This is a genomic window from Microbacterium sp. LWO14-1.2 (assembly GCF_038397715.1).
Taxonomy (GTDB): Bacteria; Actinomycetota; Actinomycetes; order Actinomycetales; family Microbacteriaceae; genus Microbacterium.
In genome coordinates, this window is sequence record NZ_CP151633.1 from 3,328,720 (window position 1) to 3,341,846 (window position 13,127).

10 protein-coding genes are annotated in these 13,127 nt (G+C 67.8%); 9 read left to right on the forward strand and 1 reads right to left on the reverse strand.

Going from position 1 to position 13,127, the window contains the following annotated elements; genetic code table 11:
• The first annotated feature begins 34 nt into the window (after positions 1–34).
• The 5 genes from dnaE to MRBLWO14_RS16060 all read left to right on the forward strand — a co-directional run bounded on the left by dnaE (position 35) and on the right by MRBLWO14_RS16060 (position 7,771).
• Positions 35–3,553, forward strand: a complete 3,519-nt coding sequence (dnaE, locus tag MRBLWO14_RS16040) for a DNA polymerase III subunit alpha (RefSeq protein ID WP_341934083.1) — start codon at positions 35–37, stop codon at positions 3,551–3,553.
• Positions 3,554–3,663: 110 nt separating this feature from the next.
• Positions 3,664–4,941 carry a hypothetical protein gene (locus MRBLWO14_RS16045; RefSeq protein WP_341934084.1) on the forward strand — a complete coding sequence of 426 codons (1,278 nt, stop codon included), beginning with the start codon at positions 3,664–3,666 and terminating at the stop codon, positions 4,939–4,941.
• Between the two features lie 2 nt (positions 4,942–4,943).
• Positions 4,944–6,248, forward strand: coding sequence for a histidinol dehydrogenase (hisD, locus tag MRBLWO14_RS16050; RefSeq protein WP_341934085.1), 1,305 nt, complete (start codon positions 4,944–4,946; stop codon positions 6,246–6,248).
• Positions 6,249–6,258: 10 nt separating this feature from the next.
• Positions 6,259–6,729: a transcriptional regulator NrdR gene (nrdR, locus tag MRBLWO14_RS16055; RefSeq protein WP_341934086.1), complete on the forward strand. Its 471-nt coding sequence runs from the start codon at positions 6,259–6,261 to the stop codon at positions 6,727–6,729.
• A gap of 10 nt (positions 6,730–6,739) precedes the next feature.
• Positions 6,740–7,771, forward strand: coding sequence for a quinone-dependent dihydroorotate dehydrogenase (locus MRBLWO14_RS16060; protein ID WP_341934087.1), 1,032 nt, complete (start codon positions 6,740–6,742; stop codon positions 7,769–7,771).
• An 84-nt stretch (positions 7,772–7,855) separates the two neighbouring features.
• On the opposite strand, the gene MRBLWO14_RS16065 is transcribed toward MRBLWO14_RS16060, so the two are convergent.
• On the reverse strand, positions 7,856–8,443 hold the full coding sequence (locus MRBLWO14_RS16065; RefSeq protein ID WP_341934088.1) for a DUF3043 domain-containing protein: 588 nt from the start codon (positions 8,441–8,443) through the stop codon (positions 7,856–7,858).
• A 47-nt stretch (positions 8,444–8,490) separates the two neighbouring features.
• Here MRBLWO14_RS16065 and MRBLWO14_RS16070 point away from each other — a divergent pair, with 47 nt between their 5' ends.
• From MRBLWO14_RS16070 to ctaD, 4 genes are all read left to right on the forward strand, one after another.
• Positions 8,491–9,912 carry a dipeptidase gene (locus MRBLWO14_RS16070; RefSeq protein ID WP_341934089.1) on the forward strand — a complete coding sequence of 474 codons (1,422 nt, stop codon included), beginning with the start codon at positions 8,491–8,493 and terminating at the stop codon, positions 9,910–9,912.
• Positions 9,913–10,022: 110 nt separating this feature from the next.
• Positions 10,023–10,388 (forward strand): iron-sulfur cluster insertion protein ErpA, encoded by a 366-nt coding sequence (erpA, locus tag MRBLWO14_RS16075; RefSeq protein ID WP_096715651.1) that lies wholly within the window; start codon positions 10,023–10,025, stop codon positions 10,386–10,388.
• Between the two features lie 97 nt (positions 10,389–10,485).
• Complete coding sequence (coxB, locus tag MRBLWO14_RS16080; RefSeq protein ID WP_341934090.1) at positions 10,486–11,388, forward strand: cytochrome c oxidase subunit II; 903 nt, start codon at positions 10,486–10,488, stop codon at positions 11,386–11,388.
• A gap of 3 nt (positions 11,389–11,391) precedes the next feature.
• Positions 11,392–13,125 carry a cytochrome c oxidase subunit I gene (ctaD, locus tag MRBLWO14_RS16085; protein WP_186307518.1) on the forward strand — a complete coding sequence of 578 codons (1,734 nt, stop codon included), beginning with the start codon at positions 11,392–11,394 and terminating at the stop codon, positions 13,123–13,125.
• Positions 13,126–13,127: the final 2 nt, after the last annotated feature.

Consider the following 13,127-nt stretch of genomic DNA (forward strand, 5'->3'; position numbering starts at 1 on the left):
CCGTGATGTCGGACGTCGAAAGTAGACTCGGATCATGGCCTCCGACTCCTTCGTCCACCTTCACGTGCACAGCGAGTACTCGATGCTGGACGGTGCGGCGAAGATCGCGTCGATGACGCAGGCGGCCGCCGATTACGGGATGCCGGCGATCGCCGTCACCGACCACGGCAACACCTTCGCGGCGTTCGAGTTCTACAAGGCGGCGAAGGCCGCGGGCATCAAGCCCATCGTGGGCCTCGAGGCCTACGTGACGCCCGGAACCCACCGCAGCGACAAGTCGCGCGTGCAATGGGGCTCGCCCGATCAGAAGAGCGACGACGTCTCGGGATCCGGCGCGTACACCCACATGACCATGTGGAGCGAGAGCACGCAGGGCATGCACAACCTGTTCCGGCTCAGCTCGTTGTCGAGCATGGAGGGGTACTACTTCAAGCCCCGCATGGACCGTGAGCTGCTGCAGACTTACGGCAAGGGGCTGATCGCGACCACGGGATGCCCGTCCGGCGAGATCCAGACCCGGCTGCGGCTCGGACAGTACGACGCGGCGCGCGCGGCGGCGGCGGAGTTCCAGGACCTGTTCGGCAAGGAGAACTACTTCGCCGAGATCATGGACCACGGGCTCTCGATCGAGCGACGTGTCATGACCGACCTGATCCGGCTCGCGAAGGATCTCAACATCCCGCTGGTCGGAACGAACGACTCCCACTACACGCACCAGCACGAGGCGGATGCGCACGAGGCGCTGCTCTGCGTGCAGTCCGGCTCGACGCTCGACGATCCGAATCGCTTCAAGTTCGACGGCGACGGGTACTACATCAAGACCGCCGCCGAGATGCGGCAGCTCTTCCGCGACCACCCCGAGGCCTGCGACAACACCCTCCTCATCGCCGAGCGCTGCGAGGTGGAGTTCAACACCTCCGCGAACTACATGCCGCGATTCCCGGTTCCGGACGGCGAGACGGAGGACAGCTGGCTGATCAAGGAGGTCGAGGCCGGCCTGCACTACCGCTACCCGAACGGCATCCCCGACAAGGTGCGCAAGCAGGCCGAGTACGAGACCGGCATCATCCTGCAGATGGGGTTCCCCGGGTACTTCCTCGTCGTCGCCGACTTCATCAACTGGGCCAAGGACAACGGCATCCGCGTGGGTCCGGGCCGTGGCTCCGGTGCCGGCTCCATGGTCGCGTACGCCATGAAGATCACCGACCTCGACCCCCTCGAGCACGGTCTCATCTTCGAGCGGTTCCTGAACCCCGACCGCGTCTCCATGCCTGACTTCGACGTCGACTTCGACGACCGTCGCCGCGGCGAGGTCATCGAGTACGTGACGAGGAAGTACGGCTCGGAGCGCGTCGCGCAGATCGTCACGTACGGCACGATCAAGTCGAAGCAGGCCTTGAAAGACGCCGGACGCGTGCTCGGTTTCCCCTTCAGCATGGGGGAGCGTCTCACCAAGGCCATGCCGCCGCCCGTGATGGGCAAGGACATGGAGCTCGGTGGCATGTTCGACTCCGCGCACCCGCGCTACAAGGAGGCGAGCGAGTTCCGCGCGCTCATCGAGACCGACCCCGAGGCGAAGACCGTCTTCGACCGGGCGCTCGGACTCGAGGGGCTCAAGCGTCAGTGGGGCGTGCACGCCGCCGGCGTGATCATGTCGTCCGAGCCGCTGCTCGACATCATCCCGATCATGCGCCGCGAGCAGGACGGCCAGATCGTCACGCAGTTCGACTACCCGTCGTGCGAGTCGCTCGGCCTCATCAAGATGGACTTCCTGGGGCTCCGCAACCTCACGATCATCTCCGACGCGCTCGACAACATCCGCACCAACCGAGGCGAGGAGCTCGACCTCGAGCACCTCGCGCTCGACGACCGCGGCGCCTACGACCTGCTCGCCCGAGGAGACTCGCTCGGGGTGTTCCAGCTCGACGGCGGGCCGATGCGCTCGCTCATGCGCCTGATGAAGCCCGACAACTTCGGCGACATCTCGGCCCTCATCGCCCTGTACCGTCCTGGACCCATGGGTGCCAACTCCCACACCAACTACGCCCTCCGCAAGAACGGCATGCAGCCGATCACCCCGATCCACCCGGAGTTCACGGAGTCCCTGGCCGACATCCTCGAAGAGTCCTACGGTCTGATCATCTACCAGGAGCAGGTCATGGCCATCGCGCAGCGCGTGGCCGGGTTCTCTCTCGGCCAAGCAGACATCCTGCGCCGTGCGATGGGCAAGAAGAAGAAGTCCGAGCTCGACAAGCAGTTCGAGGGCTTCCAGGCCGGCATGCACGCCAACGGTTACTCCGACGGAGCCGTGAACGCGCTCTGGGAGATCCTGCTGCCCTTCTCGGACTACGCCTTCAACAAAGCCCACTCCGCGGCATACGGTGTCGTGTCGTACTGGACGGCCTACCTCAAGGCGCACTATCCCGCCGAGTACATGGCCGCCCTCCTCACGAGCGTCGGCGACTCGAAGGACAAGATGGCGCTCTACCTCAACGAGTGCCGCCGCATGGGCATCAAGGTCCTCCCGCCCGACGTCTCCGAATCCATCAACTTCTTCGCCGCCGTCGGAGACGACATCCGCTTCGGTCTGGGAGCTGTCCGCAACGTCGGCAGCAACGTGGTCGACGGCATCGTCCAGGCTCGGAAAGACGAGCGCTTCACGTCGTTCCATCACTTCCTCGACAAGGTCCCCCTGCACGTCTCGAACAAGCGGACGGTCGAGTCGCTGATCAAGGCCGGCGCGTTCGACTCCATGGGCGACACCCGTCGGGCGCTCATGGAGATCCACGAGGATGCGGTCGAGGCAGCGGTCGACCGCAAACGCAACGAGGCCCAGGGGGCCATCGGCTTCGACTTCGACAGCCTCTACGACGGCATGGAGGAGGCGGCGCCGGCGAAGGTCCCGGCGCGTCCCGAGTGGATCAAGAAGGACAAGCTCGCCTTCGAGCGGGAGATGCTCGGGCTGTACGTCTCCGATCACCCGCTCGCCGGTCTCGAAGTCCCGCTCGCCAAGCACGCGTCCATCTCGATCCACGACCTCAACAACTCGGAGGATCTCCAGGACGGAGACCAGGTCACGGTGGCAGGGCTCGTCACGAGCGTGCAGCACCGCGTGGCCAAAGCCAGCGGCAACCCCTACGGCATGATCACCGTCGAGGACTTCAACGGCGAGGTGACGGTCATGTTCATGGGCAAGACCTACACCGAGTTCCAGCACACGCTCCAGCAGGACTCCATCCTCGCCGTGCGCGGCCGTGTCTCCCGCCGCGACGACGGCCTGAACCTGCATGCGCAGTCGGCGTTCGCACCCGATGTCGGGTCGTTCGACGCTTCGGGACCGCTCTCCCTCGTGCTCGCCGAACAGCGGGCGACCGAGCGGGTCATGCAGCAGCTCGCCGACGTGCTCCGCCGCCACAACGGAGACACCGAGGTCGTGCTGCGCGTCCATCGCGGCGGCACGGCGAAAGTGTTCGACGTGCCGATGCCGGTGAAGGTGTCCGCCGACCTCTTCGGCGACCTCAAGTCGCTGCTCGGCCCGACCTGCCTGGGCTGACGACCTGACATGGGCGTCTCTCCCTGCACTCCTCCCGGGGGTACCGGGTAGGATCATGACCCGTTGGGTGCGAGGCGTCCGAACTCCGCACCGTGACGAAAGGACCACCCATGAGCACGGAATCCCCCTTCCTGAACAGTGATCCCACGGATGCGTCGACCTCGGCATCCGCTGTCTCCTCCCTCGACGAGGACTTCTCCGACGACGACGGAGTGCTGTACGACGAGGAGGTCACACCCGAGTACGGCATCCTCGGGTTCACCCTCCGCGAGCTGATCATCGTCGGCGCCTGGCTCGTCCTGTTCGTCCTCTCCTTCTTCCCCCTTGGATGGTCGCCGGCGCTCTGGGCCCAGGGGATCTCCTGGATCCTGCCCGTCGCAGTGCCGACGGTCGCCGTGTTCCTCCTCGTACTCCGACGCCTGTCACCCGACGGCATCCGCCGCGTCGGATCGCTCGGCATCGACCAGTTCGCCTCCGTGGCCTTCTCCGTCGCGGCCGTCTGGTGGGCGCAGGTCCTCTGGGACTACGTCGCGCTCGTCATCCGCACCGATATCGACGCGGTCGTCTGGGTGCCCTGGGTGCAGTTCATCGTCGCCCTCGCGCTCGTCGCCCTCACGGTCTTCGCGCCGCTGATCCCGGGGATCAAGGAGGACTTCCACGGCCGGTTGGTGACGCTGGCGCACCGCAATGCGAATCCCGTCCGTCCGGTCATCGCCCGTCCCCGTCCCGAGCGACCCGAAGCTCGCGTCGCTGAGACTCCCGCCGCTGAGGCTCCCGCCGTCGTCCCGGGTGAGACGGGCGCGCCTTTCGGCTACTCGTCCGCCCCGGCTCCCCACCTCGCGCCTGACACGCAGATCACCGTGCCCGCGAGCGGACTCGACACCGAGCTCTCCGGTCAGCAGGCGACGGACGAGGTCGCCCGGCTCGGCCTCGCGGCACAGGTGCCCCTCTCGTCGCACGCCTCGGGTGGAGGAACCGGTACCGAGCAGACCACCGCCGACGAGAACTACACCCCGTCCTACTCGCGGAGCTCGTGGGAGCGCGAGCCCGAGGTCGTCTCCGACACCGGCAGCATCGAAGCGATGCTCGGAGCGCGCGCGCAGCACGTCGACGCGGCGCCGCAGGCGCAGGCGTTCCAGGCGTTCGACGACACCGACCTCGAGGCGACGAACCCGCGAGACCCGGCCCCCGCCCCGACCGCGCAGCCGTTCTGGATCCTCGCGCCCACCGAGCGCGACGTCCACGACGAGCTGGGCGAGCCGATCTTCCGTATCGGCCCGTCGGCGTGGGCGCTCGTGATCGAGGACCGCGGCGGAGCCTACGTCGTGCGCCATGACGACGGTCGCATCGGATACCTGCACGACATCGCCGACATCACGAAGGGCTGACCTTGCGCACGATCGATCTGCGGGGGCGCGAGCTCTCGCCCGCCGACATGCTCGCCGCCGTTCCGCGCGCCGCGCAGGCCAGGGCCGAAGCCCTCGACACCGCCGCCCGTATCGTCGACGACGTTCGCGAACGCGGTGAGGCGGCGCTCCGCGAGCAGGCAGAGCGGTTCGACCGCGTGACCGGACACGACCTCCGGGTACCTGCCTCGCACATCGACGAGGCGCTGTCGGGACTCGAGCCCGAGGTGCGGGCTGCCCTGGAAGAGGCGATCCGCCGGGTCCGCACGGCCTCCGAGGCTCAGATCCCGGCGCCTCAGGTCACGCGGATCGGGCCGGGGGCGACCATCACGCAGCGGTGGCAGCCGGTGCAGCGGGTCGGCGTCTACATCCCCGGCGGCAAGGCGGTGTATCCGTCGAGCGTCATCATGAACGTCGTGCCCGCGCAGGTGGCGGGCGTGGCACAGATCGCGCTCGCGTCGCCGCCCCAGAGCGATCAGGACGGTCGTATCCACCCGACGATCCTCGCGGCCGCGGCGCTCCTCGGCGTGACCGAGGTCTACGCGATGGGGGGAGCAGGGGCGATCGGCGCCTTCGCTCACGGCGTCGCAGGAATCGGACTCGACCCCGTCGACGTCGTGTCGGGCCCCGGCAACAACTACGTCGCCTCCGCGAAGCGCGCTGTCGCGGGCGTCGTCGGAACCGACTCGGAGGCGGGCGCGACCGAGATCCTCGTCGTCGCCGACGCCGAGGCCGATGCACGCCTCATCGCCGCCGACCTCGTGAGCCAGGCCGAGCACGATGAGCAGGCTTCAGCGGTCCTCGTCACCGATTCCGATGAACTCGCCGGAGCCGTGGCGAAGGAGGTCGAGCGGCAGGCGGCAGCGACGCGTCACGCGACGAGGGTCGCCGCCGCGCTCTCCGGTCCGCAGTCGGCGATCGTGCTGGTCGACGACCGCGCGATGGCCACCGCGTTCAGCAACGCGTACGCCCCCGAGCACCTCGAACTCCACCTGTCGGACGCCGAGACCGCGTCGGACTCGTTCACCAGCGCGGGCGCCGTCTTCGTCGGCGATCAGACACCGGTGAGCCTCGGCGACTACATGGCGGGCAGCAACCACGTGCTCCCGACCGGCGGTCAGGCGCGCTACGCACCCGGGCTCGGGGCCTACACGTTCCTTCGTCCGCAGCAGGTCATCTCCTACGATCGCGACGCCCTCGCAGCGGTGCGTGCGGGCGTCGTCGCGCTCGCGAACACCGAGGTGCTGCCTGCGCACGGCGAGGCGATCGAGGCGCGGTTCACCGCGTAGGATCGGTCAGATGCACTGCCCCTTCTGCCGTCACCCCGACTCGCGCGTGATCGATTCGCGCACCAGCGACGACGGACTCTCCATCCGCCGCCGTCGTCAGTGCCCTGAATGCGGGGGACGCTTCACGACGACGGAGACGGCGAGCCTCAACGTCATCAAGCGCTCCGGCGTCATGGAGCCGTTCAGTCGTGAGAAGGTCATCTCGGGCGTCCGCAAGGCGTGCCAGGGGCGCCCCGTCACCGAGGCCGATCTGGCGATCCTCGCTCAGCGCGTCGAGGAGGCCGTGCGGCAGACGGGGGTCTCGCAGCTCGACACCAACGAGATCGGCCTCGCGATCCTCGGCCCGCTCCGCGACCTCGACGAGGTCGCGTACCTGCGGTTCGCCAGCGTGTACCAGGCCTTCGACTCTCTCGACGACTTCGAGAGCGCCATCACCGACCTCCGCGCCGACCACGCGAAGCGGGAGCCGGTCGACCGGTAACCTGGCAGGGATGTATCCGCTGCTCTTCCGCGCCGTCCTGTCGCGCTTCGACCCCGAGTTCGCCCATCACGCCGGCATGGCGGTGATCCGCGTGCTCGGGGTGCCGCCGTTCGCCCGTGTCACCCGTGCGTTCACGAAGCCCGACCCGTCTCTGCGGGTCGACGCTCTCGGACTGACATTCCCGTCGCCGTTCGGCGTCGCCGCGGGGTTCGACAAGAACGCCGTCGGTGTGCGCGGACTCGCAGCTCTCGGTTTCGGCCACGTCGAGGTCGGCACCGTGACCGCCATCCCGCAGGAGGGCAACCCGAAGCCGCGCCTGTTCCGTCTCGTGGCCGACCGGGCCGTCATCAACCGCATGGGTTTCAACAACAGGGGAGCGGATGCCGCTGCTCGGCGTCTCGCGCGTCTGCGCCGCGGAGCCCCGGACACGGTGATCGGCGTCAACATCGGCAAGAGCCGCGTCGTCGACGTCGATGACGCGACCGACGACTACGTCGCGTCCGCCACCCGGCTCGCGCCGCTCGCCGACTACCTGGCGGTGAACGTGTCGTCGCCGAACACGCCCGGGCTCCGCGGACTCCAGGCCGTTGAGACGCTCGCTCCGCTGCTCCGCGCCGTGAAGGACGCGTCCGGGTCGACCCCGTTGCTCGTCAAGATCGCGCCGGACCTCCCGGACGACGAGATCGCGGCGATCGCCGGGATGGCCGTCGCGGAGGGGCTCGCGGGGATCATCGCGCACAACACCACGATCAGCCGGGACGGATTGCTCACCGACGACGCGACGGTCGAGGCGGCTGGCGCGGGCGGGCTCTCCGGGGCCCCGCTCAAGGAGCGGTCGCTGCAGGTGCTGCGCGTCGTGCGCGCTGCCGTACCGACGGACTTCTGCGTGATCGCCGTCGGAGGAGTGGAGACGCCTGAGGACGTCCAGGAGCGTCTCGACGCCGGCGCGACCCTGGTCCAGGGGTACACCGCGTTCCTCTACCGCGGACCCTTCTGGGGGCGGGAGATCAATCGCGGCCTGCTGCGGCTGCGGCGAGGCTGACCCCTGCGGCGCACGACGACATCCTGATCGAGACGACGAGGGCCCCTGCCGATCGGCAGGGGCCCTCGTCCGGGTCTCGGGATATCAGGCGGGGTACTGTCCGCGCTTGACCTGAGCCTTCGGAAGACGCATGAAGCGCATCTGCAGGGAGCGCATGGCTGCGTACCAGCCCAGACCGCGCTCCATCCGCTCGGCCCCGAACTTCGCCGACACCTTGCGCTTGACCCGGATCGCGAGGAAGACCATGCCGCCGATCGCGAGGACGAGGTACGCCATCATGACGAGGTACGCCCAGCCGGCGATCGCGAACCCGCCGATCGCGAGGTTCGGCGGAAGGAGCGAGATGAGGATGACGAGCACCATGACGCCCATCACGAACTCGGCGGGGTGCCATCCGGCATCCACGTAGTCGCGCACCCAACGGCGCTGCGGGCCCTTGTCGCGGGCGGGGAGGTACTTCTCATCACCGGCCGCGAGGCCCGCCTGGGCGCGGGCGCGGCGCTCGTTGAGCTCGGCGCGCGCGGCGGCCTTGGCCTCCTTGGTGTTCGCCACGAGGGGGCGGCGGCGGGCGGCCTCCTGCTCCGCCCGGGTCGGCGTCGCGCGTCCCTTGCCCGCGGCGGGCTTGTCGGCGGCGTCGTCGTTCGTCGGAGGGGATGCGGGGGAAGTGGCCACGAGGTTCCTCGGTTCGGGTGGAAAAGGATCACCTTAAGATTACTCGCATGACATCTCCTGCCCAGCCCGGCGATCAGAACCTCTCCAGCGACCGCGAACCCGCGCTCCTCGAAGCCGCAGCGACGGGACTCCCCGCCGCGCTGAGCGACCTCGGCGCGCTCGTCCGGATCCCCGGCATGGCCTGGCCGGCCTTCGACCAGACGCAGCTCGAACGCAGCGCCGAGGCCGTCGCGGCTCTCGCCGAGGGCACAGGGGTCTTCGACGACGTGCGTGTGCTGCGGGCGGCGATCCCCGGGACCGACGAGGTCGGACAGCCCGCCGTGCTCGCCACTCGGGCGGCCCGGGGCGGCAAGCCCACGATCCTCCTCTACGCCCACCACGACGTGCAGCCTCCGGGCGACGACGCGCTCTGGGAGACGCCTCCGTTCGAGCCGACCGTGCGCGGCGGACGCCTCTACGGGCGAGGCGCCGCGGACGACAAGGCGGGCATCATGGCGCACATCGCCTCGATCCGCGCCGCCGCCGAGGTGATCGGTGACGATCTCGAGCTCGGCATCGCGATGTTCATCGAGGGGGAGGAGGAGTACGGCTCCCGCTCATTCGCGCAGTTCCTCTCCGACAACAAGGATGCGCTGCGCGCGGACGCGATCGTCGTGGCCGATTCCGGCAACTGGGACTCCGTGACCCCGGGGCTGACGGTCTCTCTGCGCGGCAACGCGCGTTTCACGGTCCGTGTCCGCACCCTCGACCACGCCTCGCACTCCGGCATGTTCGGCGGAGCGGTGCCCGACGCCATGATGGCCACGATCTCGATGCTCTCGACCCTCTGGAACGAGGACGGATCGGTCGCTGTCGAGGGGATGACCGAGCGCGACGCACCCACCCCCGACTACGCGGAGGAGACGCTGCGCGAGGAAGCGGGACTCCTGCCGGGTACGACTCCGATCGGCGACGGCTCGATCCTCAGCCGCATCTGGAACAAGCCGTCGGTCACCGTCATCGGCATCGACGCCACCAGCGTGGCCGCCGCGTCGAACACCCTCCTGCCCGAGGTCACGGTCGTCATCAGCGCCCGCGTCGCCCCGGGGCAGTCCGGCGAGGACGCGTATGCCGCGCTCGAAGCGCACCTGCGCGCGCACGCGCCGTACGGCGCCGAGCTGACGTTCTCCGACGTGGACCTCGGCAACGGATTCCTCGTCGACACGAGCGGCTGGGCGGTCGCCCTCACGCGCGACGCGATGCGCGACGGCTACGGGGTCGCTCCTGTCGACCTCGGCGTCGGTGGATCGATCCCGTTCATCGCCGACCTCGTGCGCGAGTTCCCGGAGGCGCAGATCCTCGTCACCGGGGTGGAGGACCCGCACTCCCGCGCCCACAGCCCGAACGAATCACTGCACCTCGACACGTTCCGTCATGCCGTCGCGACCGAGGCCCTGCTGCTGTCGCGCATGAACAACATCGTCGTCTGAGCGCGGCTCCCGATGCCGACGGCCCGGGCGAATGCGACCCGCCCGGGCCGCGGCGAAGGTAAAATCGAGTCACCAGCCGTGTGCGAGCACGGCCCGTCACAAGGAGCGACATGAGCGACACCGCGCTCACCCCCGCAGAGACCACCCAGGCGCACGGCGTGAAGCTGACCGACGCCGCCGCGACCAAGGTCAAGAACCTCCTCGAGCAGGAAGGGCGCGACGACCTCCGCCTGCGCGTCGCCGTTCAGCCCGGCGGATGCTCCGGACTGATCTACCAGCTGTACTTCGACGAGCGCTTCCTCGAGGGCGACGAGACCGTCGACTTCGACGGCGTCGAGGTCATCGTCGACAACATGAGCGTGCCGTACCTCGACGGCGCGTCGATCGATTTCAAGGACACGATCTCGGAGCAGGGCTTCACGATCGACAACCCGAACGCAGCAGGCAGCTGCGCCTGCGGCGACAGCTTCCACTGACCGGATCGCCCCCGCCAACCTGCACGGTTGGCATGAATCAGGTGTGAGGTTGCCCTAGACTTGGGGTGTGCCCTGTCCGCAATCTGAAAGGTGCATCGTGCCCTCGAAACGCCGCCTTCGTTGGGTCGCTCTTCCCCTGGGAGTAGCGACAGCCGTGGCCCTGGCGGGATGTACTGCCACCGAGCTGAACGGCTACCTCCCGGGCTTCGTGGAGGGTGAGCCGGCCGTCACCAACCAGACCGAGCGCGTCTCGTCGCTCTGGGTCAACTCCTGGATCGTCCTCCTCGCCGTCGGCGTCATCACCTGGGCGCTCATGGCCTGGGCCGCGATCGCGTACCGCCGCCGCAAGGGGCAGACCGGCCTGCCGGTGCAGATGCGCTACAACATGCCGATCGAGATCTTCTACACGGTCGTGCCGCTGATCCTCGTGCTCGGCATGTTCTTCTTCACGGCGCGCGACCAGGCGGCGATCGAGACCAAGTGGGACGACCCCGACGTCGAGATCACCGCGATCGCCAAGCAGTGGGCATGGGACTTCCAGTACGACGGCGAAGAGGACGACAACTCCGACGCCGTGTGGACCATGGGCATCCAGGCGCAGCCGGATGCGGCGGGCAACATCGACCAGGATCAGCTGCCCACCCTGGTGCTGCCGGTCGACCAGAAGGTCACCATCAACCTGCAGTCCCGCGACGTCATCCACTCCTTCTGGATCATCGACTTCCTCTACAAGAAGGACATGTACATCGGGAAGGACAATTCCTGGTCCTTCATCCCGACCCGTGTCGGCGAGTACTCCGGCAAGTGCGCCGAGCTCTGCGGCGAGTACCACTCGATGATGCTCTTCAACGTGAAGGTCGTCGAGCAGGACGAATACGACGCCTACCTCCAGTCTCTCGAGGAGGAAGGCAACACCGGCGACATCACGGACGCCTACGACCGTCTGTCGAACCTGCCCGGCACCACCGGCCAGAACGACTCCGAGGAAGGAGAGGAGTAAGCCATGTCGACCACTGAAGCACCCCGCACCGACGAGGCCCCTCGCTCCCGTCCCACCACTCTGCCCGCGCGTCAGGCCGCTCTGATGAGCTCGTCGCGCGTCGAGCAGAAGGGCAACATCGTCGTCAAGTGGATCACCTCCACCGACCACAAGACGATCGGGTACATGTACCTCATCGCCTCGGTGCTGTTCTTCCTCCTCGGCGGCGTGATGGCGCTCGTCATCCGTGCCGAGCTGTTCGCGCCGGGCATGCAGATCGTGCCGACGAAGGAGCAGTACAACCAGCTGTTCACGATGCACGGCACGATCATGCTGCTCATGTTCGCGACGCCGCTGTTCGCCGGCTTCGCGAACGCCATCCTGCCCCTGCAGATCGGCGCGCCCGACGTCGCGTTCCCGCGTCTCAACGCGTTCGCGTTCTGGCTCTTCCTCTTCGGCTCGACCATCGCCGTCGCCGGCTTCCTCACCCCGCAGGGTGCGGCGTCGTTCGGCTGGTTCGCCTACCAGCCTCTCGCGAGCGCTTCGTTCTCGCCCGGCGCGGGTGGCAACCTCTGGATGCTGGGACTCGGCATCTCGGGCTTCGGAACCATCCTCGGCGCGGTGAACTTCATCACCACCATCATCACGATGCGCGCTCCGGGTATGACGATGTGGCGCATGCCTATCTTCTCGTGGAACACGCTCATCACGAGCCTGCTGATCCTCATGGCGTTCCCGGTGCTCGCCGCCGCGATCTTCGCCGCCGGAGCAGACCGTGTGCTCGGCGCTCACATCTACGACCCGCAGAACGGCGGCGTGCTCCTCTGGCAGCACCTGTTCTGGTTCTTCGGTCACCCCGAGGTCTACATCATCGCGCTGCCGTTCTTCGGCATCGTGTCCGAGGTCTTCCCGGTCTTCAGCCGCAAGCCGATCTTCGGATACAAGACGCTGGTCTACGCGACCATCGCGATCGCTGCCCTCTCTGTCGCCGTGTGGGCGCACCACATGTACGTGACCGGCTCGGTCCTGCTGCCGTTCTTCGCGCTCATGACGATGCTCATCGCGGTTCCGACGGGTGTGAAGATCTTCAACTGGATCGGCACGCTCTGGCGAGGGTCCGTGACCTTCGAGACCCCGATGGTCTTCGCCCTCGGCTTCCTCGTGTCGTTCGTCTTCGGCGGTCTGACCGGCGTGATCCTCGCGGCCCCGCCGCTCGACTTCCACCTCAGCGACTCGTACTTCGTCGTCGCCCACTTCCACTACGTGGTGTTCGGTACCGTCGTGTTCGCGATGTTCTCGGGCTTCTACTTCTGGTGGCCGAAGTGGACAGGTCGCATGCTGAACGAGCGTCTCGGGTACGTGCACTTCTGGATGCTGTTCATCGGTTTCCACATGACCTTCCTCATCCAGCACTGGCTGGGCGTGGACGGCATGGTTCGTCGCTACGCGGACTACTCCGAGGCCGACGGCTGGACCTGGGGCAACCAGGTATCGACGATCGGTGCGATCATCCTCGGTGCGTCCATGCTGCCGTTCTTCCTCAACGTGTGGATCACGGCCCGCAAGGCGCCGAAGGTCACGGTCAACGACCCGTGGGGCTACGGCGCATCGCTCGAGTGGGCGACGTCCTGCCCGCCGCCGCGTCACAACTTCACCTCGATCCCGCGTATCCGCAGCGAGCGGCCCGCATTCGATCTGAACCACCCGGAGGCAGCCGAGTTCGCTACCACCGCCCCCGGCGAGCGAGAGGGCCACTGACC